Genomic DNA, 23,190 nt, shown 5'->3' with positions numbered 1-23,190 from the left:
GGGTCAGACCTCTCCGCTGTCTGGGGCCACCTCGGCCCGGGCACGGGCGCGGCCGCGCGGGCGGGCAAAGGTCTTGACCAAAACGTCGATGTCGCGGCGCAGCTCTGCCAGGCTTTCCTGACGCCCCGCCGAGATTTCCTCGAGGATCCGCAGCATCTGCACGTCGATGGAGCGCAGGCGCATCCGGCTTTCGGCGTCGATACCCGCATCGCTGCCATAGGCGCGCATCACTTCGGTCAGCGCCTCCTGGCCAATCGCCACCCGCTCGAGAGAGGCGGCAACGGTGTCGCTCTGGTCCTGGCGGTCGTTCATCGCAGAGATACTGTCGACCAGTTCAGTGAGCTTGTGATTGACCATGTCGCCGCCTTCGGCGGACTGCACAAACAACGCCTGCAGCGCATCCATCTGTTCGGCCATGGTGTCCAGCACCTCGGTCACCACACCGGTTTCGCTGGTGCCTTCTTCCCCCGACGAGAAACTGACTCGGGTAAAGCTGGACAGCCATTCCTCCAGCTCGCGGTAGAACCTGTTTTGACCGTGGCCGGCGAACAGCTCAAGCAGGCCCACGATCAGCGAGCCGGCCAGGCCCAGCAGCGACGAGGCAAAGGCGGTGCCCATGCCGCCCAGCTGGTCCTCAAGCCCGCTCATCAGCCGCTTGAACACCGCAAGGCTTTCTTCGCCATCCTTGGGCGACAGGCTGCGAATGGTCTCCACCACAGCCGGAACCGTTGTCGCCAAGCCGTAGAATGTTCCCAGAAGTCCAAGGAAAATCAGCAGATTGACGATATAGCGGCTGATCTCGCGGTCTTCGTCGATGCGGTTGGCAACGCTGTCCAGGATCGAGCGGGTCGAGGACGAGCCCAGCTGCATCCGCGCCGCACGGGTTCTGAGCATGGTCGCCAGCGGCGCCAGAATGGAGGGTGGCCGGGCCGCGTCACGGATCTCGCCGGCGGCAAACCGTTCAATCCACCGCACCGAGCCAATCAGCTGGATCACCTGCCAGAAACAGGCCAGCACGCCAAAGACAAACACCAGCAGGATAAAGCCGTTCAGCCAGAGGTTGGATTGGAACACCGGCAGCACCCGCGGCAGGGCCACAAAGGCGCCAAACCCCGACAGGCCCAGCGCGATCAACATCATCATGATTTGGCGGACCGGCTGCGAAAATTGCACTCGGGCCTCGCTATGTGGCTGCGCCATTCGTCGGTGTTCCTGAAATCTACTCTGCTCTTTCACCAGAGACTACAGACTAATATTCCAAAGCGCCAAGGCTTTATGCAGTCAGGGCCTGGACCCGCCGCGTCAACCAGTCAAGATCCGCATCCCTGAGGCCAATCTCGGCCAGATGCGCCGCCGTGTTGAACAGATATTCCGGGTTTGGCCCGCGTCCGCCCACCGCAACGGCGATAATGCGGGCCTGAGCTTCCAGGCTTAGATCGCCGCAATACTGCACGTGGTCCGGGTCGATCACATAGGTGACGGCGGTCACCGTTTCGCCACTGGCCAGATCGACCGCCAGATCGCGCTCCAGATAGGCCGACGAAATCAGCTCCCGCTCGCGCAGCTCGGCCAGGGTTCTGTCCTCGTGTCCGGCTTCAACCGCCAGCGCCAGCCCGGTGCAATGGGCCGCCTCGACGGCGTCCAGCGCCAGCACCAGCCCGGGTGTCTCCTCGCTGCCACGATGATGGATCGAGCTCATGCAGAACGAGCGCGCATAGCCTTGCAATGTCGCGACCTCTTGCCGGGCCACCGGAAAGCCGGGATTCCACAGCAAAGATCCATATCCAAACACCCACATCGTCATTGCACTGGCCCTCTCTGGTTTCGGGTCTATAAACAGCAAAACCGGTTTGGACAAAAGAGGCTGTTGATGCTGCGCGTGATGAAATTGCTCTTGGTTGCGGCGCTGCTGTGGTCAATGTACTGGTTCGCGGCGGGCTGGGGCCTGCGCAGCGGCATCAGCAGCTGGTTTTCCGAACAGCAGCGCCAGGGCTGGCAGGCGGAATATGGCGCGTTGAACAGCAGTGGCTATCCCAGCCACCATGTGACCCGGATCAGCCAACCAACCCTGGCAGACCCCGGCACCGGCACCGCCTGGAGAGCCGACTGGCTGGAGATCGAAAGCCCGGCGATCTGGCCCGGCCGTCAAACCCTGCGATTTGCCCCAACGCCGCAACGGCTGTCCTATTTTGATCAGACCGTGGTGATCGAGGCCCAGGCGTTGCAGGCGCGGTTGCATCTGGCGCCCGGGCTGGCTCTGGGGCTGGAAGAAATGGCGCTCAACAGCGCCACATGGCGGATCAGCGACGGCGCCAAAACAATCATCGGGGCCGAGACGCTGCAGCTGGCGATGCGCCAGACGGCACAGCCTGAGCGCTATCAGCTGCTGATTGACGCCACCGGGTTTACCCCCGGCACCGAATTGCGCCAGCTGATGGCCGCCGCCGATACCCTCCCCGACAGTTTTGACGCCCTGTCGCTGGATATGGAGGTGACATTTGACACCGCCTGGGACCGCTCGGCGCTAGAGCTGCGCCGCCCGCAGCCCCGTCACATCACCCTCAGGCTGGCCGATGCCCATTGGGGGGCGCTACGGCTCAAGGCGACGGGCACTCTGGAGGTCAACGAGGCCGGGCTGCCCACCGGGGAAATATCGCTAAAGGTGGAAAACTGGCGCCAGATGCTGGCGATGGCCGAGGGTGCAGGGGCGCTGCCTGCCACCGCCCGCGATGGCATCGAGCGGGTGCTGGGCCTGTTCGCCGGGCTTGGCGGCACCCCAAACGATCTCGACACCCAATTGAATTTTCGCAATGGCTATATCGCCCTGGGGCCGATCCCACTGGGCGCCGCACCGCGGCTCATTCTACGCTAACAGGCGCTCCCGCCCGTCGTCTGGCATCTTTGATGCCCTCCTCCCGTTGGGCGTGGCGCCGCTGACGCGGCGCCCGGCGGCCCTATCGCAGGTCCATGATCGCCGCAGGCCACCGCGCCTATGGCGCGGGTGCAGCCCGTAACGCGAGAGGGGAGTGCAATAGCCTGGAACAGGCGCCTTGAGGGGCAGATTTGCCCTCAAGCATGTCTTGGCACTGTCTTTTTCTGTTTCGCCGTGCGCAGCACGGCGCCACGCCCAAGCCCATTGGGGGATCGGCGCAGCCGATCATCCCTAGGGGCGCGGGAGCCCAGCGTGGCAAGGCTTACCGGCAGTAGGGACCGCTGCGGTACTGGGCGGTATCGAGATGAAAATGGTCACGGTGATGCCGGTCTGCCTCAGGTCCCAGAACGGTGCCAAAGGGGCCGCAGGCGGCCGACCAGGCCTTGCGCAACCGTTTGGCGACGCCCTTGGCGTTCCAACCCTCGGCGACCGTGATCTTGTCGCCGTTGGCCAGGGTAAAGCCGGAAATGTCGATCGCCTTGCCCTTGCCATGTTCCGATATCCGGGCGCCGGGGCGATTGTTGCGGGTGCGGCAGGCGTAATGCGCCGCGACGCGCAGGCTGACCACCTTGTTCCTGCGGCGAAAGGCCGGTTGCAACCCTTTATCCACCCAAGCGTTCAGCGCCTGCGCGGTTTCACATGTCATCACTGCCGGCTGGCTGAGCGTCACCCCAGCCACCGAGCGCACTCGCACCGCATTTTGCGCCCCGCAGCCGCTCTGATTGGCTGCAATCGTGCCGACCTTTTCACCCTGAATACTGATATCTCCGCAGACCGACCCTTTGCGCAGCCTGCGGCGTTTGAACAGGGCCTGTTCAACCACACTGTCTGGCCGCAGAGCCGGGCGCAGAGACAGCATTGGCCCCAAGGAGTGCAGGTCTGCGGGCCGGGCGGCGGCCAGCTGGAGATCCGCGACAGGGCGCGGTGTGGGGCGCAGAGCCCCCTCGGGCGCAGCTGCAAATGCCGGCATGGTCAGCGCCACCAGTAAGCCACATATCGCCGCTCGTGTGATCATTTTTCTTGCCCGGTTTCTGGCCCGTCCGTCTTTGATACCGCTTGCCCACGGCCAAAATCAGGCGCGTCGGTGTCCTGCCCTGCCTCGATGATACCACGGCGGATAGCGCGGGTATGAGTGAAATAATCGTGCAGGTGATCTCCGTCGCCGGTGCGGATGGCGCGTTGCAGCGCAAACAGCTCTTCGGTGAAACGCCCGAGGATCTCCAGCGTGGCCTCTTTGTTGCTCAGAAAGACATCGCGCCACATGGTTGGGTCCGACGCCGCAATGCGGGTGAAGTCGCGAAAACCGGCCGCCGAGTATTTGATCACTTCGCTATCGGTGACCCGGCGCAGGTCGTCAGCAACGCCAACCATCGTATAGGCAATCAGGTGCGGCGTGTGGCTGGTGACGGCCAGCACCAGATCGTGGTGATCGGCGTCCATCTCGTCCACATTGGCTCCCATGCCCTCCCATAGTGCCCGCAGTTTGGCGACGGCGTCTGGGTCTGAACCTTCCACCGGCACCAGCAGGCACCAGCGGTTGTCATACAGCTCGGCAAAACCGGATTCAGGGCCGGAATGTTCGGTCCCCGCCAATGGGTGCGCCGGTACAAAATGCACGCCCTCAGGGATATGCGGCAGCACCGCCTCGATCACATGGCGTTTAACCGAGCCCACATCAGAGACCGTTGCCCCCGGCTTCAACGCCGGGGCAATGTCCTGCATCACCGGGCCCATCGCCCCAACCGGCACACAGAGCACCACCAGATCGGCGTCCTCGACCGCGGCGGCGGCACTGTCACAGACCCGGTCACACAAGCCGATTTCGCGGGCTTTATCGCGGGTTTCGGGTGATCGGGCATAACCGGTCACCTCGCCCGCCAGCCCCGAGCGTTTGATCGCCCAGAACATCGACGAGGCAATCAGCCCCAGCCCGATCAGGGCAATGCGGTCATATATTGGTACTGGCTGGTTCATATGGCACCATTCTTGAATTCTTTCACCGCCTGCGCCAAGCGGCGGCAGGAGGTCTCGTCGCCGATCGTGATGCGCAGGGCTTCGGGCAGGTTATAGCCTGCCACCCGGCGCACGATCAGGCCTTGTTTTTGCAAATACAGATCACAGGCTTCGGCCTCGGCCTGGCTGGCAAAGCGGGCCAGGATGAAATTGGTGCAGGAGATGTCCGAGCTGACGCCGACCTCAGCCAGCGCCGCGGCCAGCCAGCTGCGCCATTTGCTGTTCTCGGCCCGGCAGCTGGCGACATAGTCCAGATCCCGGATCGAGGCCTCGGCGGCGGCCAGTGCGGTGGACGATACATTGAACGGTCCGCGCACCCGGTTCAGCACGTCAATGATGGCCGCAGGGCCATAGCCCCAGCCGATCCGCGCACCACCCAGCCCGTAAAGCTTGGAAAAGGTGCGGGTCATAACAATATTGGAGCGGGCCTCGACCAGTGCAGCACCCGCGTCAAAGCCTTCGACATATTCCGCATAGGCGCCGTCCAGCACCAGCAAGGCGCCTTTGGGCAGACCGTCGGCCAGCCGGGCCACCTCAGCCTCGGAAATCATGGTGCCGGTGGGATTGTTCGGATTGGCAATGAACACCAACCTGGTGCGCCCGGTGCAGCCGCCCAGCAGCGCGTCCACATCCGTCACCCGCTCGCGCTCGCGGACCTCAACCGGGGTTGCCCCGGCGGCCAGTGCGCTGATGCGGTACATCGAGAACCCGTGTTCGGTATAGAGAACCTCGTCCCCCGGCCCCGCATAACACTGGCACAAAAAGGCAATAATCTCGTCGCTGCCGGCACCGCAGATGATCTGCTCGGGATCTAGCCCGTGAACCTCGCCAATCGCGCGGCGCAAGCTGGCATGATCCGAGCTGGGATAGCGGTGCACCTGCGCCGCTGCGGCCTGCATCGCCTCAATCGCCCGCGGGCTGGGGCCCAGCGGGTTTTCGTTCGACGACAGCTTTACCACATTGCTGACGCCGGCCACATGAGCAGCGCCGCTCTGGTAGATAGCGATGTCCATAATACCGGGCTGCGGTGTGATCTTGTTCATGTCTCGGGCTCCTTGTCGGAGACCCTAATAGCCGCCTGCGCCATATTGGGGAAGCGGCAAGATCATGACGATCCTGAAAACGCCGGGTTTAGCGCGCCGGTTGCAGCTTTTTGACCCGGCGCTTGGCCTCGGATTTGATGATGGCCTCGATTCTCTTGCGCAGATCTGCATCCTTGCGCATCGATTCATTGGCCAGTTTCTGCATCACTTTGGCGGATTGCGAGCCGTCCGAGCCATTGATCGCCTCAACCGCTGCCTTATCGACAATTTTGCCGCCCAGCATATCGGCAACCTTCATATACATTTCGTCACCATGTTTGGCGATCAGCCGGTTCACCGTGTCTTCGTCATATAATTTCACCAGATCCTTGCGCATGCCCGCCATCACCTTGGGAGACAGGGTTTTTGCAAGAAACGTTTCTGTTGCCGCCGGCAGATGCGTGGTGAAACTCTCAAGCGCCTTGAACGAGGCATGGGTCAAAATGCCAGCCGACAGGGTTTTGGCGACGGCCTCTTTGATCTCTTTCGAATTTGGCGGACGGCCCTTTTCGATGGCGGGTTTGAACAATCCGATGGTCTCTTTCAACGCTGTGACCACCATCGCCTCGCCCGCCTTGGAGGTCAAAAAGCGGGTAAAAAACGCCGTGCCCACCTTTTGAGAGATTTTGCCTGACAGTTTGGGCAGCACCTTGGCGGCCAGTTTTCCGGCCAGCCCCTTGCTGAGCGCCGCCCCCAGCTTGCCGCCTGCAGCCCCGGCCAGACCGGCAATGAAACTGTCGATAAAGACCTTCTTGGCGGCGCTGTCCCAAGTGACCTTATTGCCAGCGGCATATTCGCCAAATTGCCCAGCCCCGGATTTCAACGCCTCGGTGCTGGCGGCGGCTATGGCATTGGCCTTGGCAGGTGACATGCCTTTGGTGACAATCAGCTTAGCGGTCACATAGGCCTCGACCACGGTGAACGCGGTGTCGCGGACAATTTCGAGACCACCCACAATCTTGCTGGCAGTGCTGATCCGTTCGTCGATGAATTTGTGGAAGGCCTTGCCGCCAGCCATATAGGCCTTGGTCGCCTTTTTGTCCTGTTTGAGAACCTTGACCCAGTCCGGCTTGGCCCGGTCAATGGTGGATCTCAGGATCGAGGCCTGGCTGCGCGCCTCTAGGATTTTATTCCAGGGCGGGTCGGTTTTGTCATTGACCATGCTGACCGTAAATTCAGCCAAGGCCATCATAAACCCGTCCGAGGATTGGCGGGTCTGTTCTACATCGGTGCAGAATTCGGTCCAGGCCTCAGCCTGATTATACATCATATTGGCCTTCGACAGCATCTCGTGCTTCAGGGCCTTTTCCCCGGCCTCATATTCAGCCTTGGACACAAATTTGGTCTTGCCACCCTCGGTGACCTGATAGACCTCGATCTTGGCATCTGCTGACACCTGCGCCGCCAGCTTCGCCAGTCCAGCGCCCCATGTGCGCCCGCCCGGATCAACAATGCCATCAGGTTTCTTAAACCCAAGCTTCTTTTTCTGGAAATCGCGGATCATGGCGATCAGCCCGGCATCACATTTGGCGTGGACTTCGATCGTATAGCCGTTCGCCCTGAGCATCAGCCGCACCAGTTCCACATCAGCGGGCAGGTTTTTGACATTGGCAAATTTGCCCTTGTCCGTCTTGGGATCGGGTTTGGTAATGCGTTTCTTATCGCCAACTGCAGCGGATAATTTGAGCGCCATAGGACAAAGCTCCAACCAATTAAAATCAACTGGGTATCAATGTAGGTTGGCCCCCCTGCCCGAGCAAGGTTAGGATTCCAATTCGCTTAATCAACTACAGACATGTCTGACCCCGGCCAACTGCCCCCGCTGTTATTTTGCAATCAAGTTATGTGGCTCAGGCAACCAGCGCTTTGAACCGGGCGGTGCTTTGATCCACCGAGTATTGCTGGGCCATCTCCTCAGCATTCCGGGCCAGCTCGTTGACGCTGTCGATTATGTAGCGCGCGGTGTCATCGCTCATCAGGTACGAGAAATTCAACCGCACCCAGCCCGGCTTGCGCATCTCTTTGCCGGCCTTCAGATCAGCAAACAGCGCCTCCGAGGCCGCATGGTCGATGCCCAGCAGGCGATGCGCATAGGGTCCGGCGCAGGCACAGCCGCCACGGGCCTGAATGCCGTAGATGTCGCTGAGCATGCGGGTGAACAATTGCTGATGCACCGGCGCCCCCGAGGCACCAGTGACCAGAAAGGAAAAGATCGGCAGCCGCTCGGCACTGGCACTGCCCAGCAGGTTGAGATGGGGATTATCATCCCAGCCCGCCCGTGCCATGGCGGTGAAGTGTGCCTCTTTTGCCTCGATCTCGGCCTGGCCAACCGCCTCTTTGACCAGAAACACCAGGGCAGCGCGGATATCGCCGATCACATTGGGGGTGCCGGCCTCTTCGCGGGCGGCCAGATCCTCGCTGTAGTCATGCGACCAGGGCGACACAAAGCTGACGGTGCCGCCGCCGGGCCAGGACGGGCAGCGACGGCGCACCACCTGACTGTTGACGATCAGCACTCCCGAGGCACCGGGACCGCCGGGGAATTTATGCGGCGAGACCACCACCGCATCCTTGCGGGCGGCGCCATTGCCGCCCATGTCGATGGGCAGATAGGGTGCCCCGCCGGCATAGTCCCAGATCGCCAGGGCGCCATGGGCGTGCAACAGGCGGCTGATCGGATCCGGGTCGGTCAAAATTCCGGTGACATTGGACGCAGCTGAGAAGCTGCCGATCTTCAAGTCGCTATCCGCGTGGTCAGCGAGGGCCCGGTGCAAGGCCTCCATGTCCACGCCACCCTCAGCGGCTTCGGGGATTTCCACCACCCTGGCCTTGCTTTCGCGCCAGGGCAGGATGTTCGAATGGTGCTCATAGGGTCCGATAAAAACCACCGGATCTTGTGCCTCTGCGACCCCCAGAAGACTGACCAGACGGTTCAGCCCGGCAGTGGCCCCTGAGCCGGCAAAAATCACCGTATCCGCCTGCATCGCGCCGGTGAGCCGGGCGATCTCAGCCCGGGCCTGGCGGCGCATCCGGGTGACATATGACCCACAATAAGAGGCTTCGGTGTGTGAATTGGCATAGAAGGGCAGCACCTGAGAGCTGATGAAATCCTCCACCTGGCGCAGCGCCCGGCCCGAGGCGACGTAATCGGCATAGACCAGCGGCACATCGCCGTTCAGCCCCGGTATCATCACCCCGTCGCCAATCACCCCCGCCTGCAGGCTGCCGTCACCGGCGGCGATCTGGATCGATGTTTTGAAATCTGCGAGGGTCATTGGGCGCTCCTGTCCGTTACCTGACAGAATGAACGAAAATCACCGCGAAAACCTCACTGAATTCCCTGTGGAATTGGCTAAACTTGTGTCGTATGATCGTATATGAGCAAAAATGTAGATCAAATTGACCGTGCCATCCTGCGCGCCCTGCAACAGGACGGTGGCATGTCTCAGCGGGATCTGGCCGAGACCGTCGGGCTGTCGCAGAACGCCTGCTGGCGCAGACTAAAGGGGCTGAACGAGCGCCGCTTGCTGATGGGATCAACCGCCCGCGTTGACCGCAAGCAATTGGGGCTGGATCTGGTGGTCTTTGTGATGCTGCGCACCCGGCATCACTCAACCGAATGGTTGCAGCAGTTTCGCCGCCATGTGCTGGCCATCCCCGAGGTGGTGGATTTTCATCGCATCGGCGGCGATTATGACTATCAGCTGAAAGTGGTGACCGAGGATATGACCAGCTATGACCGGGTCTATCAGCGGCTGATCGAGGGGGTCGAGCTGGACAGCGTCACCTCGTATTTTGCGATGGAGGCCATTGCCGAGGGGCGCCCGTTGCCGCTGTAGAAGCGGCAGCGGAAAACGCCAGGGAAAACGCCGGGGAAAACGCCGGGGGCCAGCCCCCAAACCCCCGGGATATTTTCAGCCAGATGAAAGGCGGACCAACAGGGGCCGGAGCCTAACGGCCAAATGCCGCGTTTGAGATCCAGGTCACGCGCTGGCCTGCCGCGCCACGGCGCATATGCAGGCAGGCGGTTTTCTTACGTTGAAAGTAAAGGATTTTCACCGGGTACCAGCCTGCCCTGGGCACCTCGACATCAACCGCAATGGTTTCTTCGCAGGTTTGTCTACCATCGAATTTTCCCACCAGCTGACCGCCAACCATTGCCTCAAGACCGTCGTTTGTCAGGAAATCAATTGTATAGACCCCGGGCGCATCAAACCGGACATAGCCGCTGATATCCGCCGCGACAGTTTCCGAGCGCTTTGAGGTCAGGGCCTTTTCGCCGATGCTTGTGGTGCTGTAATCCAGCCCGGTCAGAGGCGGGCCCGCTTCGGAGCGGTGCTTCAATGCGTTTCGCGCCTGGGCCAGGCTCTTGATGTCGCTGGGATAGGCGTAACGCACATTCAGCCCCGGCTGCAATCCGCTTGGCTGCGGGCTGGCCGGCGTCAGGGTCAGCGGCGCCGCCGCCAGCATGCTCCCTGCCAGCATGGCAACAGCTGCAATTGCAGCGGTGATAATCGTCTTCACATCACACTCCCAAATAGATCGAGACTGTTTTTGCCTCTGGTCATGAGCAGAGTACCGACCCCGGCAGCAAAAAGACAAATCAATTTGTGGTCAAATGGCCTTAATGGGGCGCATTGCAGCCCTTTCGCCAAAAAATAAACCCGCCACCCGGACAAAAAAAGGGCCGCCCATAGGCAGCCCTTTGATCTGAACTCTGACGATGGTCAGACTTAGTTTTTGGCGTAGAATTCCACCACCAAGTTTGGCTCCATAACAACCGGGTACGGCACATCGCCCAGACCAGGTGTGCGCACGAAGGTGGCAGTGAATTTGGAGTGATCCGTGTCGAGATAGTCCGGAACGTCACGCTCGGGCAGCTGAGTTGCCTCCAGCAGAGCGGCCATTTGCTTGGACTTCTCGCGCACTTCGATCACGTCGCCTTCTTTGACACGGTACGAAGGGATGTTGACGCGCTTGCCGTTCACCAGCACGTGGCCGTGGTTGACGAACTGACGGGCTGCAAACACGGTGGCCACAAACTTGGCGCGGTAAACAACAGCGTCCAGGCGGCGCTCCAGCAGACCAATCAGATTTTCACCGGTATCGCCCTTAACACGCTCGGCTTCGCCGTAGATGCGGCGGAACTGCTTTTCGGTCAGGTCGCCGTAGTAGCCCTTGAGCTTCTGCTTGGCGCGCAGCTGGATACCGAAGTCGGAAATCTTGCCCTTACGGCGCTGACCGTGCTGGCCGGGGCCATATTCACGGCGATTGACTGGCGACTTTGGACGGCCCCAGATGTTTTCGCCCATGCGACGGTCAATTTTGTATTTGGCAGCTGTACGCTTAGTCACGGCTGTTCTCCTTCTTTAGTGGCATCGCAGCTTAATCCGAAAACCGGTCCCCACTTTTCGGGCTGCAATCGCGTATGCGATCTTACCGTCGAGCAAGGGCGGCCCAAAGGGCTGCGACATTGAAGGGCGTTGTCCTCTTGCCCAAAATCAATCCGATCCCGAACATGACAGGGTTCCCCTTGCGGGGTCCACCAACACCAATAGAGCGGCGCTTATATGGGGATGGGGCGCAGAGTCAACAGCGCGCCCCGGCCTAATTCAACCGGCGGCAGGAATTGCCGCGATTATGCGGCTTGATGTGCCAGAATGGCGGCCTCTGGGGCGCTGAGGTTGCGACGGGCGTAGCCGCCGTAAGACAGCGGATCCCGGTCCAGCCCCGGCAACAGCTGCAACAACCGCAGCCGATCGCTGTCATCCAGCGCTGATAAGGCGGCATTGGCGGGGTGGAAGCTTTCGGTTTCAACCCCGTTGGCCCAGAGCACCTGATGGCTGCTGAGCAGCAGATGCACATAGGTGACCTCGCGCACTGCCAGATCGGTGATGATGGTGGTGCCATTGATCAGGTCGCGCGCCGCCACCAGCACTTCGGGGGTGTTGAACAGCGCCTGCGCCGTGGCGCCGCGCACCAGCATCCGGTGCTCGGGTGAGACCAGCAGCTCTTCCTCGGGGCGATCAATGCCCAAGGCGCCGGCCTTGATTCGCACCGGCCGCAGCTTGGGCATCACAAACAAGCGCGCACCGCTCATCCGGCGGGCACCGATCCACAGGATCTCCTGGGCACCGCTGTCGCGGGTTTGCACCCAATCGCCTTCACGCAGACGCTCCACCAGCCGCGGACCTTCGGGCGTGGCAATGCGGGTGCCGGGGGTGAAACAAATGACACCGCCGTCGGCGGGTTGATCCGGCGCGGCAATGGAGCCCAGCGAGTGATGCACCACCCATAGATCGGTATTGCACGGTGGCAGTTCATCAACAAACATCAGCAGCGGCCGCTGCGTCGGCCCCACCTCAATCAGGGTGACAGTGTAGCTTTGCACCCCATTGGTGACCACAAAACTACTGTCCCTCAACGGGTCATCAACGTCGACTGCGTCAATATCCGTTCTGCATTGTACCGCCGCCCCTACCAGACGCCGCACGGATCGTGCGGCGCGCCGACGGAGGTCTGTCTCACCTTTTGCCATATCCAGCCGCAACAGTTCCGTTGGCCCATCTACGCGCACAGCTTCGCCATGCCAGGACCAGGCCGCCCCCACGTCAAGGGCGTCTATAGGGGCGGCCGAAAGACCGTCCACATCTGTTTGTGACCAGGAGATGACAAACGTGCCCTTGAAGCCCGTTTTCATATGCCTGTATGCCTGCTCGTTATTTTTTTTATTAATAAATCGTTAACACAGGCATTTGGATCGGCAAAGATCAAAGTTTAACAGGGTATTACAGCGTGTTCTTAAAACCTCATTTTCAACCGGACCGACCCTGTCACCTGGCCCTCACTCTGCCCTAGGAATTCTTCCCCCAGGTACGTAAGGCCATAAAAAGCCGAGGCCTTCTTGCCTTGCCAGTGCAGGCCGACCCGTGCTCGGTCACGACGATTGGTCAGTTGGTATCCGCGCTCTTCGGGCAGGTAGACCGAGTCGGCCACATAGGCAATGTCGCCGCCAAGGGTGACGCTGTAGCCCGGAGCCGAATCGTAAACCGCCCGGTATCTTTGCCCGGTCACCGATTCGCGCACCAGCAGCTCGCCCCGGCCAACCGTTCCAAAACTGAAGTCGGCGCCAACCCGCACCAGGGTCTCATCGCCGGCGCGTGCCTCGGCAAACGGGCGCAGCGACACGGTGCCCCCCAATTTCATCACCTGCCCCGCCTCAAACACCAGAGTCGGTCGGATTTTGTCAGGGATCTGCTGCGCCAGCATGGCATCGGTCGGCCGCGGCGCCCCCAGGGCCCCGTGCAGCGCGTCCTGCAGCCGATCCAGACCGGTCTGCGGACCGATGAAGACAAGATCAGCCCCCAGCGCAATTTCAGTATCATCGCGCTGCATGTGACTGTGCAGGCCAAAGGACAGGGCCCCCGCCCAGGGGCGATCGCTGGCATTCACCGTCGTCAGATCTGCCGGCGCAATGATTTGTCCCTGCATACGCAGCTCAAGCAGCTCTCCGAATCGCGCCGGGGCGGCGCCGTCCCAGCCAAAGCCATAAATCCGCGAGGTGGTAATCGAGCCGGTGCGCCAGCGATCCTGGCCGTCGCCAATCAGATCATTGGTGGTCAGACGACCATAGCCGATGCGCTGGCGATGGCCCGCCGCAGCCTGCCATGACGCCTCAGGGGCCTCGCGATCCACCTGCGCCACGTCGACATCACCGGCAGCCTGGGCCACGCCGACAGACTGGGCCTGCGCGCCAGCTGACATCACAATCGCCCCGGCCAAGGCCACCAAAATAATCCGAACCATAGTTTTTCCTGCTCAATGCCCTCAGGGGGTTTGGTTAACCTTGATAAACATCACCTCCCGGTGGGGCTAGTGCAGCAAAGCCACAACTCAAGGGAATAGACCCGAGCGCAACCCTCGTTTCACCCCAGTGTCGCCCCAGTGCTGCCACATTGCGAGCCGGACCGGGCCGAAAGCTAGTATGCCGGTAGTGTCCAAAAGAAGTCGCTCGCCTGCATTTCTTGAACCGGATCACCCGTATGTGCTTCTATCCCGGTAATCGGATACTTCCCTGTACCGCTGCAACTGACCAATAGAAACAATACCGCGCAAAAAGCGGCCCCCCGCTTTAGGTTCTTTCCAAAATATAGTGTAGACTGGACAGACATTGGCACACCTCGCTGTTTGTTCAAGCCAGCTGAGAATAGTGTCAAAGGAAGTAGCGCAAAATTCGATTTGGCCAATGGCCCGATCTTAAAGGCGGGCCGCATCCAAGGGAGAAAATGTTCCTGTGCCTCCCCCTCTGAGGGCTGCATGCCTCCTTAGTTGGAGTGGCAAGGCATGGCCGACACGCGGCCAGCATCCCCGTTGAATCTGGGCTCGAGTGGCGTTTAAATCGGCTCCTGCTTCGGGACATAGCTGCGCCAGTTATGTTGCTCTTTGAAACTCAGCATGTCCCTGATTTTCTGGTTGGAGAACAACGCTTCGTGTTCGCCAAGTTCTCGGGTCACAGGCACGCCCGGAAAAAACCGCTTGATGATCTCGCCATTAGAGATGTCCACAGAATTGGTGTCGTTGCCGGCGTTAAAGATCTGAAAGCCAAGACCGTCGGTCTTGAGGCACCGATCCACAATCTGGCCAAGGTCGCGGGCGTCAATATAACAAAACAAGTTCCGCCGACGCACAACCGGATCGGCGAAGAACCCAGGAAACCGTTCATATTCATCCGGCTCGATCACATTGCCGATGCGCAGCCCATAGATATCAATGCCTGAGCGGCGCTGGAAAGACCGGCCAGTTTTCTCATTGACCACTTTGCTCAACCCATAGCTGTCCATCGGGTTGACGTCGTAATCTTCTTCAACGGGCAGGCTATCCGGATTGAGTATTCCGTCGGCAAAACAGACACCATAGGTGGTTTCAGACGAGGCAAAGATGATCTTGGGAATGCCCAGTTTTACCGCCGCCTCAATCACATTGTAAGTGCCAATGGTATTGACTCGGAAGGTCTCTTGATCGGGTTTGAGAAGGATGCGCGGAATAGCCGCAAAATGCACCACAGCATCAAACTTGGGCACTCCGGCCCCCGCTTCAAGCTCGTCGAAATCGGCGTAGCTGGTCATCACGTTGAACATAGAACCGGAATCGGTGATGTCGGCTTGCAAATTGTCGATTCCAGCCTCATCCAGCGGTGTCAGATCGACATTGACCACCCGGTGCCCTTGGTCACGCAAGTAGCAGCACACATGGCGCCCGGCCTTACCTGAACCGCCCGTAAACAGAATACGCATTGTAAGTCGCCTCTTTTTCGCGCGCGCTTGTCCTGCCTTATGGCATAGGAAAACATGGCATCTCGCTCTCCGCGCGACGGTGATTTTTCCGCAAATAAATTATTGCCAACCGATATGCTCGCTGGCCGCGGACGTTTGGCAATAATTAGATGTTCCACCGCAGTGCAACAACCGATTCGTTGACACCCATGGTTTGGATCGACAGTCCCCAGGGAGAAGGCCAGCGCTGAATTGGCCCGTCCGCTGGTGCCAAACATTAACATCATCGGTGAGTTTTCTGAGTGTCTCATTAATCTGTGCGTCGAGACCTAGGCGGTTGGTTCATGCCCAAGCATCATCGAGATCCTGTCCGGAGACAGATCCTCGCCGAACACCCTCCTTTGTTGGACTTCACCTACCCGTTTCAGTGTTCGATCATTGGCTGATACGTGCCTTTGCAACGCTTGTAGCACCATACAATTTCTGAGGGCCTGACCCGGCCCTCAGAATGCATTGGTTAGATGCACTTCCCTGAGACATCAAATTTCGGCGGAATGATCGAAATCGTGAAATCGAGTTCGGTTGCCTGTTTCTTGATCGCGCATTGTGTTAGAATTGGCATTACGGTGGATTCTATGACTCCTTCAAGTGCAGCCACACAAATGGGCGCGGTAATTTCAAAATCCGCCGCGTCGATAATAAGGCAAATCGCAGAAGTGGCCGCGATGGCACTGCCTTGGATCAGCGCTTCGGCCGCTGCCGGAGTGGCGGTAATTGTACAGTGCAGAGGAACAAGCGTGCACTTCGCGTCCAGCCCTAAAATCGACAGACTTTCCATATAGCCGTCACGTTTACGCAATTCGTTGACGACCGCATATTTTTGCATATTCGTCAGGTTTTGATCGGCTGACAGAGCCTCGTAATCAGTGGAAAACCCGCCTCCGTCTTGCGGTATGGTAAACGGCAGATCAACGGCCTCAGCAGTTGCCGCCCCGGACAATAAAACGAGCGAGATAACAGCCCATAGGTTTTTGAATGCCCTTTGCATTTATAATCTCCCTTTAATTTGCGTTGATAATTCTTATTTCCCAATAGCAAGGGTGACTATAGACTTCCCACATCAAAAATTTAGATCAAGCGGAATGGTTAAAATTTATCGAGCGCATTGGATATTTTCACTACCTACAGCTGTTTCGTGACATTATTACACCTTATGCGTGCATTGGTGTTTTCAAGTATCCCTCCCAAAACTGCAATGCGCAGTCATTCACTCCTTACTTGGACTGTTCCTGGATCCAGCGCTTGCCCTCGGCGAACTCACGGTTCAGTTGAACCACCCTGGCCTCGAGCATCGCCCGGTCTGCAGGGTGATGCCAATCACCATGCCCGCACAGATGGGAGATGCGGATCGCGCTTGGTGGCTGGCCATCAAACATGCAGGAAGCTTCTTCTCTGTCACATCAGCCAAAGCTCGGCCCTCCTTTGATGGATCATCCGACCCATCTGCTGCTATCGTGCGATGTGCGATGTGCGCTCATTGTGATCAATGCTGCTGCCGCAGAAACTTGTACGGAAGGGCGGATTGCGGCCCTTCGCTGTAACGATCGAGGACAGGTAAATTGCGCAGCAAAACCCGCCACCAGCAACGGCCAGATCCGCAATCTTTGTTCAGCTATTGAAGCGGAACAGCACCCGTATGGGAACGGATTTAAGTCAGTAAAATGCCTGCAAAACTCAGCCCGACGGTATCAAGACCACAACAAGAATTGCGCTGCGGTCTTGATGATATTTCTATTCAATCGGGGTGGCGTCGGGGAACGTCCAGCTTTTGTCCAGAACGACCTCTTGTGGTTGATACAGCCGCACGAGGTAGTTCCAGCCCGGAGTTGTCGGGATGCAATTCTCGCGGCCATCCTCACAACCACCAAAATGGATTACTGCGCCGCCGTCTGCGCTTGGCTTTGCGGTCAGGTTGTTGATCGCGTTAACCCCCAAGTCATTTATCTCCATAAACCCCTTCGAATTATACACAGTTACAGAGGCAAAACCGTCAACGGGGATGTCTTTGACAATCAACTCATAGTTCTGCTTTCCATCGTTATTTTCAGGAACAATACTGAAATACATGGCATCCTTTTTGGGGTTTCCGCCCCAACCCATCGCGGTGCCAAGCAGGTGCTGAATTGGATCAAGCTCGTCCTTGTCACCGAGCATTCTCGAGGTGTCGGTAAGGGTCGCGGCAAGCACATTAACCGCCTCGCGCACTTTGGTCAGCGATACCTCGTCCCAGTCTGGAATATCCAGCGTACCGATGTCTGCCTGCGTTACCGTTATCTGGTCCTGCAGTGCATTTGCCTGTTTGATGTCCGCAGGTTCGTTGGCGTTCACAAGCGTGCGGAACGCGACGGTCACGTATCTGGTGCCGATTTCTTCCTGAGTTAGCGTGTATGAGCCTGCTTCATAGATCGCGGGCGGGATCGAATGATCCTGGGTTACAAACATCATCGACTGCCAACGGTCGGATTCAGGCTTGGTAATTGTGACTGGGGTCGTCAAATCGAAAATACCAAAAGAATACAGGGTATCGTGGTTCATGCGAATGACGTTCTGTTCATCCAACGGTGTCGGTTGGCGAATATGGGCGAACTTGCCAAATCCGCCAATATCTGTGTAACGCTTCATCGTCATATCGGTTTCAGCCCGGACAAAACTATCGACAGTGACGGTCACAGGGTCGGCCAGTACTGGCAGGGTGAACAGAGCGCAGCCAAGTGCGGTTGCCGTTAAAAAATGGTGTCGTAATTTCATGTGAACAAAAGCTCCTTTGTCAATTTGAGCGAACGGTAACTTGGTTCAGCACATCCCGTTAGCCATTTCCGGCCAGTTTGGATGAAACGCCGAAACCGCGCATCTCTGAGGGCGAAAGCCCCGTCAACCGTCGAAACGCACGGCCAAAATGCGACGGGTCGGAATAGCCCACATGTTGGGATATCTCAGTGACGTCCAGCTCACCTTCGATAAGAAGCTCGCGCGCATAATCTATGCGGACCTTTCGGGCCAGATCGCGAAAGTTCGTGCCGCTCTCATCCAGACGGCGGCGCAGTGATCGTTGCGAACGATCAAGCTGGCTTGCCACTTGGTCAAACCCAATTGCAGCGGAAATGTTAGCCCGCAGGATCGCCTCTACCGAACCGACCAAATCAGAGGGGGCTGGTCCCATTGCATCACGCATTACATCGCCTGCGGTCACCCGTCTGGTGGGGTTTTTGCACAGTGTTTGCTGTGCCGCTTCGATGTCAAACAGGATCGAAAATTCGGGCTGGTCAAAAATAACCGGGCAACCGAACAGGGTTTCATAAGGAGCGGTCTGGCGCGGTCTGGGGAAATTAAATGCAATTTGTCGCAGGTAACACCGTTTAAAAAAGGGTTCTGCAATGCTCAGCATCGACGAGGCGGCAATTGTCGCAAAGTGGTAATACCCCGGCGCATGTCGCAGCGCCGAGTGATAGGTAAGCTGCAGAATATCGCCTTTTCGCCGCAGGGACATCCGGTCGTGGGACGAATGGTACACCATCATATCGCGGGTCAGGCACAACGCATCGTGGAATGTTTGCGCAGAGGTCACGTAGTCACCAAACAGCCCATAACGCCGGACATCAGCGTCGGCAGCAAGAACAAAGCCCAGGTTATCCACTCCGATGTCAGAGGCCGAGCGTTCGAAGAACCGAAGCTGGGCCAATTGCGGAATATAGGCACGGGTTGTATCCAGAGCAAACGCAGGAAGGTCTTCGGTCGATAAAGCGGAGAGGGTGGCCTGCGGGCTGGTGACCTGTTGTAAGCCACCCTTGAGACCGACCATTGTCCGTGTGGAGATAAATGGCGGTGGCATTTGGCCTGAATGATATCCTGGATAATTCGCAATATAGGTGGCTGTCAATCTACCAGCAGTTGCCGGCAAAACAATACTCAACCAAGCAAATTGGCATTGGATGCTTTCCAGAAGTTTGAAATTTGGGCTCCAAATCGGCCTGTCGCCTCAGTGATCACAAGGGGCAACTAAGGGCTGAGAGCTGCCATTGGACGCTAAACGCACCAACAGGACCGAGCCGACTGTAGGCTTGAAGGCCCCGGGTCGCCGCCTTTGCCCAGCCTCCCTTTCTGCATTTTGACTTCGCTTTTGCTACACCGACCAATCCGGGCTGCTTTTACGACATCGCCGTTTCGCTCGCAGTTCATATGGGTTTCGCCAAGGAACCATGATCAAGAAACCGAAACAGCCAACCCCCGAGACACAGACAATGCATCAGTGTCAGACACGCTCTCGGATGCATCGATAGCTGCGCCACGTCCAGAAACAGGATGGATCGGACTTCATGATCGTTTCAACTTGAACCACATGGCGGTTCATTTGGGGTATGTCGGTTAGCTGAAAATTAATCCCCGCCTCCTACCACTGCCCTCAAAGACCATATGTAGTAGATTGGAATGCACGATGATATCCCAAGCCTCTGTTCGGGCCCGCATCTTCTTTAGTGTTGGCTTGTCGCTCGCGGCATTGCTGATCATAGCTGCCGTTGGTACTATTGGGTTGATATCCAGCAATTCAGGGTTGATGGCAACAAGCACCGCAACCTCCGCTGTGCTTCACCAAAAACAAGCAGATATGATGCATGACGGCCTGCGCGCAGATGTTCTGTTTGCTCTCCTCACAGGGCCTGACGGCTCTCCTGCGGATCGTGCCTCTGCCAGCGACAGCTTGACCAGCCACGCCGAGGAATTCACGTCTTCTATCAAGTCACTGCAAGCTCTGCCTCTCGCTCCGGAGATACGCCAAAAAGTTGACAACATTGTGCCGACTCTCAATGCCTATCTTGAATCTGCGCGCGTCCTCTCAGGGCTTGCCTTAAACGATCGTGAGGCTGCAGAGGCGCGTATGCCTGAGTTTACAAAAGCCTTCACCCAACTCGAAGACGGGATGGAGCTGCTTGGCGAAGCCATCGAGTCCTTTGGCAGTGCAGCCGGTGCCGACGCGCAGTCGAGCAACTTGGTTCTGATCTATGTGCTTGTTGCCCTGTCTGTGCTGTCCATTGCCGGGACACTTGTCGGCAACATTTTGATTACCAACAGCATTACCCGGCCTCTCGCTTCGGTCAAGCTGGCCATCGAAGAGGTCGCCCAGGGCCAGCTTGAACAGTCCATCGAAGCCATGGAGCGCACCGACGAGATTGGTGACATCGCCAAGGCGTTGGATGCCCTGCGACAGGATCTTATCCGCGCGCGTGAAGCCGAGAAAGAACATCGCGAAGGCATGCAGCACCGCGTGGTCTCGGAACTCGGCATCGGCTTGCGCCATCTCTCGAAGGGTGTGTTGACCAAGCAGATCAGAGAACCGTTTTCAGAGGAATACGAGCAACTGCGGATTGACTATAACAACACGGTTCAGACCCTAAGCCAGACCATTTCCCGGGTTATTGATGTCTCGGGCGGCATCTTGCTGCGGTCGAGCGAGATCGGCGAGGCTTCCACTGATTTGTCACACCGGACTGAAAGTCAGGCCGCCACGCTGGAGCAGACAGCGGCAGCACTGGAAGAGATGACCACCAGCGTTAAATCCGCAGCCGATGGTGCCCGCAGCGTCGAAAATATAGTCAACCAAACCCGCGCAGAGGCTGAGATCAGCGGCGGCGTTGTACAGAACGCAGTGGCGGCGATGACAGAGATCGAACGGTCGTCGGCCCAGATCTCGCAGATCATCGGGGTGATCGACGACATCGCTTTCCAGACCAACCTGTTGGCGCTGAACGCAGGTGTCGAGGCGGCGCGAGCTGGCGAAGCGGGCCGTGGCTTTGCGGTGGTCGCTTCTGAAGTGCGGGCGTTGGCGCAACGCTCGTCAGACGCAGCACTGGAGATCAAGACTCTGATCAGCGACAGCTCGAAACAGGTTGATCAGGGTGTCGATCTGGTCGGCAAAGCAGGCGCGGCGTTGGAAAATATCGTCTCTCGGGTCAGCCATATCTCGCAATTGGTTTCGGAAATCACCGTAGGCGCCGCTGAACAGTCCACCGGGCTGGCTGAGATCAACATCGGAGTATCACAACTGGATCAGGTGACCCAACAGAACGCGGCGATGGTGGAGCAGGCCACCGCGGCCAGCCAGATAATGAACTCAGACGCCACCACACTTTCAGAACTGGTCTCTCATTTCAACATTGATGGCGGCATCACCTCCCTGCCTGCAAGGGCTGGGGCTCGTCGCGGCGCCGGAGGCCGCAAACCCAGTTCTCACGGGGAAGGTTGGGACAATGTCGCAGCCATAGCCCCGCGCCCAATCGCTGTAAACGAAAGCCCAACCGCCGCGACCAAGGCCAGCTGGGAGGATTTTTGACCCCAGCAAAGGCGGAAAAGAATGCTGATTTCAAACCGGGTGGGGTGAACCCCACTTCGGTGCAGAAATCGCATAAAAACCCCGGTTGCAGAAAAATCTAGCGCGGCCCGTTCAGCTGCATGATGTCAGCTTCCATGCCACCGGTATTGTCCCGTAGCTCACTGGCGTCTGCGCTTTCGATGTAGCTCCATTAAAGCTGTAGTCGCCGCCACGCTTGGACGCCGAGAACGACTAAAAAGGGAAGTGGCGAGCCGTGGAGGACGGTTCTAATCAATATATTTCAATGTCTTACGCTGTAAAACACCCCCTTAGTGCTTCATTGATTTTCAACGATTTATTTTTCGAATTGTAAAACATTGCGGAGAAACTTCGCCCGGTCATTCAACTAGGTTTTCCTCCCGCCCCCCGCATCGCACCCCATGACCCACCCACATAGGTGATCCGGTAATCCTTGATCTGCTTTGTACGGCAGGCCGAGCACCGCAGCCGCGCGATCGCCTCGCCAACCGTTATCTGATCGCCCCATTTGGCAATGATGTCGACGACCTGGACAGGTCCGTTGTGGCCGCAGGCGCATTCAAGCCACAGCTGGTGTTCGGGGATGACTGATAGGCGCGTGCCGCCGCGTTTGAGCATGGGCTGGGGATATCGGAGGTCAGTGAGTCGGGAAAACCCCTACGGGAACATTTCCAGAACCCTCCACTTCTGGACTCAGAGCAGCTTCATAGTGAGTTTCGATCTTAGCTTGGAACGATACCACCACCCCTTACCCTTCAGTTTCGAGTCTATTCTTACATAGCCCTCGATAGACACTTCGATTTCTTTCTTTGTGTACCCGAGTTCCGAACCAGAGGCTTTCTGGATCTCTGTCTCGGCGAACATATCTTCAAACTCGAATTTCAAATTATCCAAGTCTTCACAGGAAAGCCTTTCAAGGCTTGATACGACTATATAGTGGTCGCCAACTGTCATCGCCATAAACCATTCCCTTATAGAATGCTCATCTGGAATAATCAGTTATCCACCGGCCATCCACAGAGTCGCCCACACCATCACAACATATTGTAGCCGCAATTTAGTCCGCAACAAACTACTGTGGGGGCAAGCGCGAGAAATCGCCTATTCCGTGGGCAATGAGAGCGACCTACATACAATTCACTCCAAGCCTTATGAGCGCGGGTCTCTCCTTATGTAGATTTTCTATTGATGATTTCTGCCCATGGAGCTCACTGAGTAGTTAAGCCGCTCCATGATTGCTTTGACATCACCATCATCGGTAATCACAACAACGCGGAAGCTCCCGCCACTGTCTACTTTGATACGAAAATCTGGGCCGCCTTCCAATTCCACTTCAGCAAAACCCACCGCTTCTTCATAGGTTGCAAAATTCTGTGGATGTTCCCTCATCAACATTTTTTTCTCCTGATTTGCTTTCGAGCGCACCGCACCCCAGCATGAAATTTGTACAGTAGTCACCTTCAATCATTCGCCTGACCAAGCGGCCTC

General features: G+C 58.0%; 21 protein-coding genes. 3 read left to right on the top strand and 18 right to left on the bottom strand.

The genetic code is table 11. The annotated features are described in order from the left end of the window. Nucleotides 1-3: 3 nt before the first annotated feature. On the bottom strand, nt 4-1,200 hold the full coding sequence (locus QPJ95_RS12010; RefSeq protein WP_270918006.1) for a biopolymer transporter ExbB: 1,197 nt from the start codon (nt 1,198-1,200) through the stop codon (nt 4-6). Nucleotides 1,201-1,273: 73 nt separating this feature from the next. Beyond that, a complete protein-coding gene (locus tag QPJ95_RS12005; protein ID WP_270918007.1) occupies nt 1,274-1,804 on the bottom strand; it encodes a gamma-glutamylcyclotransferase in 531 nt (176 codons plus the stop codon). Between the two features lie 66 nt (nt 1,805-1,870). On the opposite strand from QPJ95_RS12005, the gene QPJ95_RS12000 reads away from it, so the two are divergent. Next, nucleotides 1,871-2,872 (top strand): DUF2125 domain-containing protein, encoded by a 1,002-nt coding sequence (locus QPJ95_RS12000; RefSeq protein WP_270918008.1) that lies wholly within the window; start codon nt 1,871-1,873, stop codon nt 2,870-2,872. 322 nt (nt 2,873-3,194) lie between these two features. Here the strand turns inward: QPJ95_RS12000 and QPJ95_RS11995 are convergent, their stop codons facing one another. From QPJ95_RS11995 to QPJ95_RS11975, 5 genes are all read right to left on the bottom strand, one after another. Further along, the gene (locus QPJ95_RS11995; protein WP_270918009.1) at nt 3,195-3,947 is read right to left on the bottom strand and encodes an extensin-like domain-containing protein; all 753 of its coding nucleotides are present in this window, start codon (nt 3,945-3,947) and stop codon (nt 3,195-3,197) included. After that, on the bottom strand, nt 3,944-4,906 hold the full coding sequence (locus QPJ95_RS11990) for a prephenate/arogenate dehydrogenase family protein (RefSeq protein WP_270918010.1): 963 nt from the start codon (nt 4,904-4,906) through the stop codon (nt 3,944-3,946). Before QPJ95_RS11990 ends, QPJ95_RS11995 begins: the two co-directional genes overlap by 4 nt. After that, nucleotides 4,903-5,988 (bottom strand): histidinol-phosphate transaminase, encoded by a 1,086-nt coding sequence (gene hisC / locus QPJ95_RS11985; RefSeq protein ID WP_270918011.1) that lies wholly within the window; start codon nt 5,986-5,988, stop codon nt 4,903-4,905. The genes QPJ95_RS11990 and hisC overlap by 4 nt, the downstream gene beginning before the upstream one ends. 88 nt (nt 5,989-6,076) lie before the next feature. Then, complete coding sequence (locus QPJ95_RS11980; RefSeq protein ID WP_270918012.1) at nt 6,077-7,720, bottom strand: peptidoglycan-binding protein; 1,644 nt, start codon at nt 7,718-7,720, stop codon at nt 6,077-6,079. Nucleotides 7,721-7,877: 157 nt separating this feature from the next. Then, nucleotides 7,878-9,302, bottom strand: coding sequence for an aminotransferase class V-fold PLP-dependent enzyme (locus tag QPJ95_RS11975; protein WP_270918013.1), 1,425 nt, complete (start codon nt 9,300-9,302; stop codon nt 7,878-7,880). 102 nt (nt 9,303-9,404) lie between these two features. Between QPJ95_RS11975 and QPJ95_RS11970 the strand changes: the two genes are divergently transcribed. After that, on the top strand, nt 9,405-9,866 hold the full coding sequence (locus QPJ95_RS11970) for an Lrp/AsnC family transcriptional regulator (protein ID WP_270918014.1): 462 nt from the start codon (nt 9,405-9,407) through the stop codon (nt 9,864-9,866). 112 nt (nt 9,867-9,978) lie between these two features. Here QPJ95_RS11970 and QPJ95_RS11965 read toward each other — a convergent pair whose 3' ends face one another. The 9 genes from QPJ95_RS11965 to QPJ95_RS11925 all read right to left on the bottom strand — a co-directional run bounded on the left by QPJ95_RS11965 (nt 9,979) and on the right by QPJ95_RS11925 (nt 19,188). Further along, a complete protein-coding gene (locus QPJ95_RS11965; RefSeq protein ID WP_390922029.1) occupies nt 9,979-10,551 on the bottom strand; it encodes a PA14 domain-containing protein in 573 nt (190 codons plus the stop codon). A gap of 209 nt (nt 10,552-10,760) precedes the next feature. Further along, entirely contained in the window at nt 10,761-11,381 is a 621-nt protein-coding gene (gene rpsD / locus QPJ95_RS11960) for a 30S ribosomal protein S4 (protein ID WP_270918015.1), read from the bottom strand. Between the two features lie 284 nt (nt 11,382-11,665). Continuing rightward, a complete protein-coding gene (locus QPJ95_RS11955) occupies nt 11,666-12,727 on the bottom strand; it encodes a Hint domain-containing protein (RefSeq protein ID WP_270918016.1) in 1,062 nt (353 codons plus the stop codon). A 101-nt stretch (nt 12,728-12,828) separates the two neighbouring features. Next, complete coding sequence (locus QPJ95_RS11950; RefSeq protein ID WP_270918017.1) at nt 12,829-13,833, bottom strand: lipid A-modifier LpxR family protein; 1,005 nt, start codon at nt 13,831-13,833, stop codon at nt 12,829-12,831. 587 nt (nt 13,834-14,420) lie between these two features. Then, nucleotides 14,421-15,320: an NAD-dependent epimerase/dehydratase family protein gene (locus tag QPJ95_RS11945; RefSeq protein ID WP_270918018.1), complete on the bottom strand. Its 900-nt coding sequence runs from the start codon at nt 15,318-15,320 to the stop codon at nt 14,421-14,423. Nucleotides 15,321-15,816: 496 nt separating this feature from the next. After that, on the bottom strand, nt 15,817-16,347 hold the full coding sequence (locus QPJ95_RS11940; protein WP_270918019.1) for a hypothetical protein: 531 nt from the start codon (nt 16,345-16,347) through the stop codon (nt 15,817-15,819). Between the two features lie 226 nt (nt 16,348-16,573). Then, entirely contained in the window at nt 16,574-16,735 is a 162-nt protein-coding gene (locus tag QPJ95_RS11935; RefSeq protein ID WP_270918020.1) for a hypothetical protein, read from the bottom strand. Nucleotides 16,736-17,090: 355 nt separating this feature from the next. Then, nucleotides 17,091-18,107, bottom strand: coding sequence for a DUF1254 domain-containing protein (locus QPJ95_RS11930; RefSeq protein WP_270918021.1), 1,017 nt, complete (start codon nt 18,105-18,107; stop codon nt 17,091-17,093). 58 nt (nt 18,108-18,165) lie between these two features. Then, entirely contained in the window at nt 18,166-19,188 is a 1,023-nt protein-coding gene (locus tag QPJ95_RS11925) for an AraC family transcriptional regulator (RefSeq protein WP_270918022.1), read from the bottom strand. A gap of 1,044 nt (nt 19,189-20,232) precedes the next feature. Here QPJ95_RS11925 and QPJ95_RS11920 point away from each other — a divergent pair. Beyond that, complete coding sequence (locus QPJ95_RS11920) at nt 20,233-21,684, top strand: methyl-accepting chemotaxis protein (protein WP_313851471.1); 1,452 nt, start codon at nt 20,233-20,235, stop codon at nt 21,682-21,684. A gap of 711 nt (nt 21,685-22,395) precedes the next feature. Here the strand turns inward: QPJ95_RS11920 and QPJ95_RS11915 are convergent. Then, nucleotides 22,396-22,662, bottom strand: coding sequence for a hypothetical protein (locus tag QPJ95_RS11915; RefSeq protein ID WP_270918023.1), 267 nt, complete (start codon nt 22,660-22,662; stop codon nt 22,396-22,398). A 222-nt stretch (nt 22,663-22,884) separates the two neighbouring features. After that, entirely contained in the window at nt 22,885-23,166 is a 282-nt protein-coding gene (locus tag QPJ95_RS11910; protein WP_270918024.1) for a hypothetical protein, read from the bottom strand. Nucleotides 23,167-23,190: the final 24 nt, after the last annotated feature.

Origin of the sequence: Parasedimentitalea psychrophila, from assembly GCF_030285785.1 — a bacterium.
GTDB classification, from domain to species: domain Bacteria; phylum Pseudomonadota; class Alphaproteobacteria; order Rhodobacterales; family Rhodobacteraceae; genus Parasedimentitalea; species Parasedimentitalea psychrophila.
The sequence above is the reverse complement of the archived record's forward strand: the minus strand, read 5'-3'. Positions and strand labels throughout refer to the sequence as shown.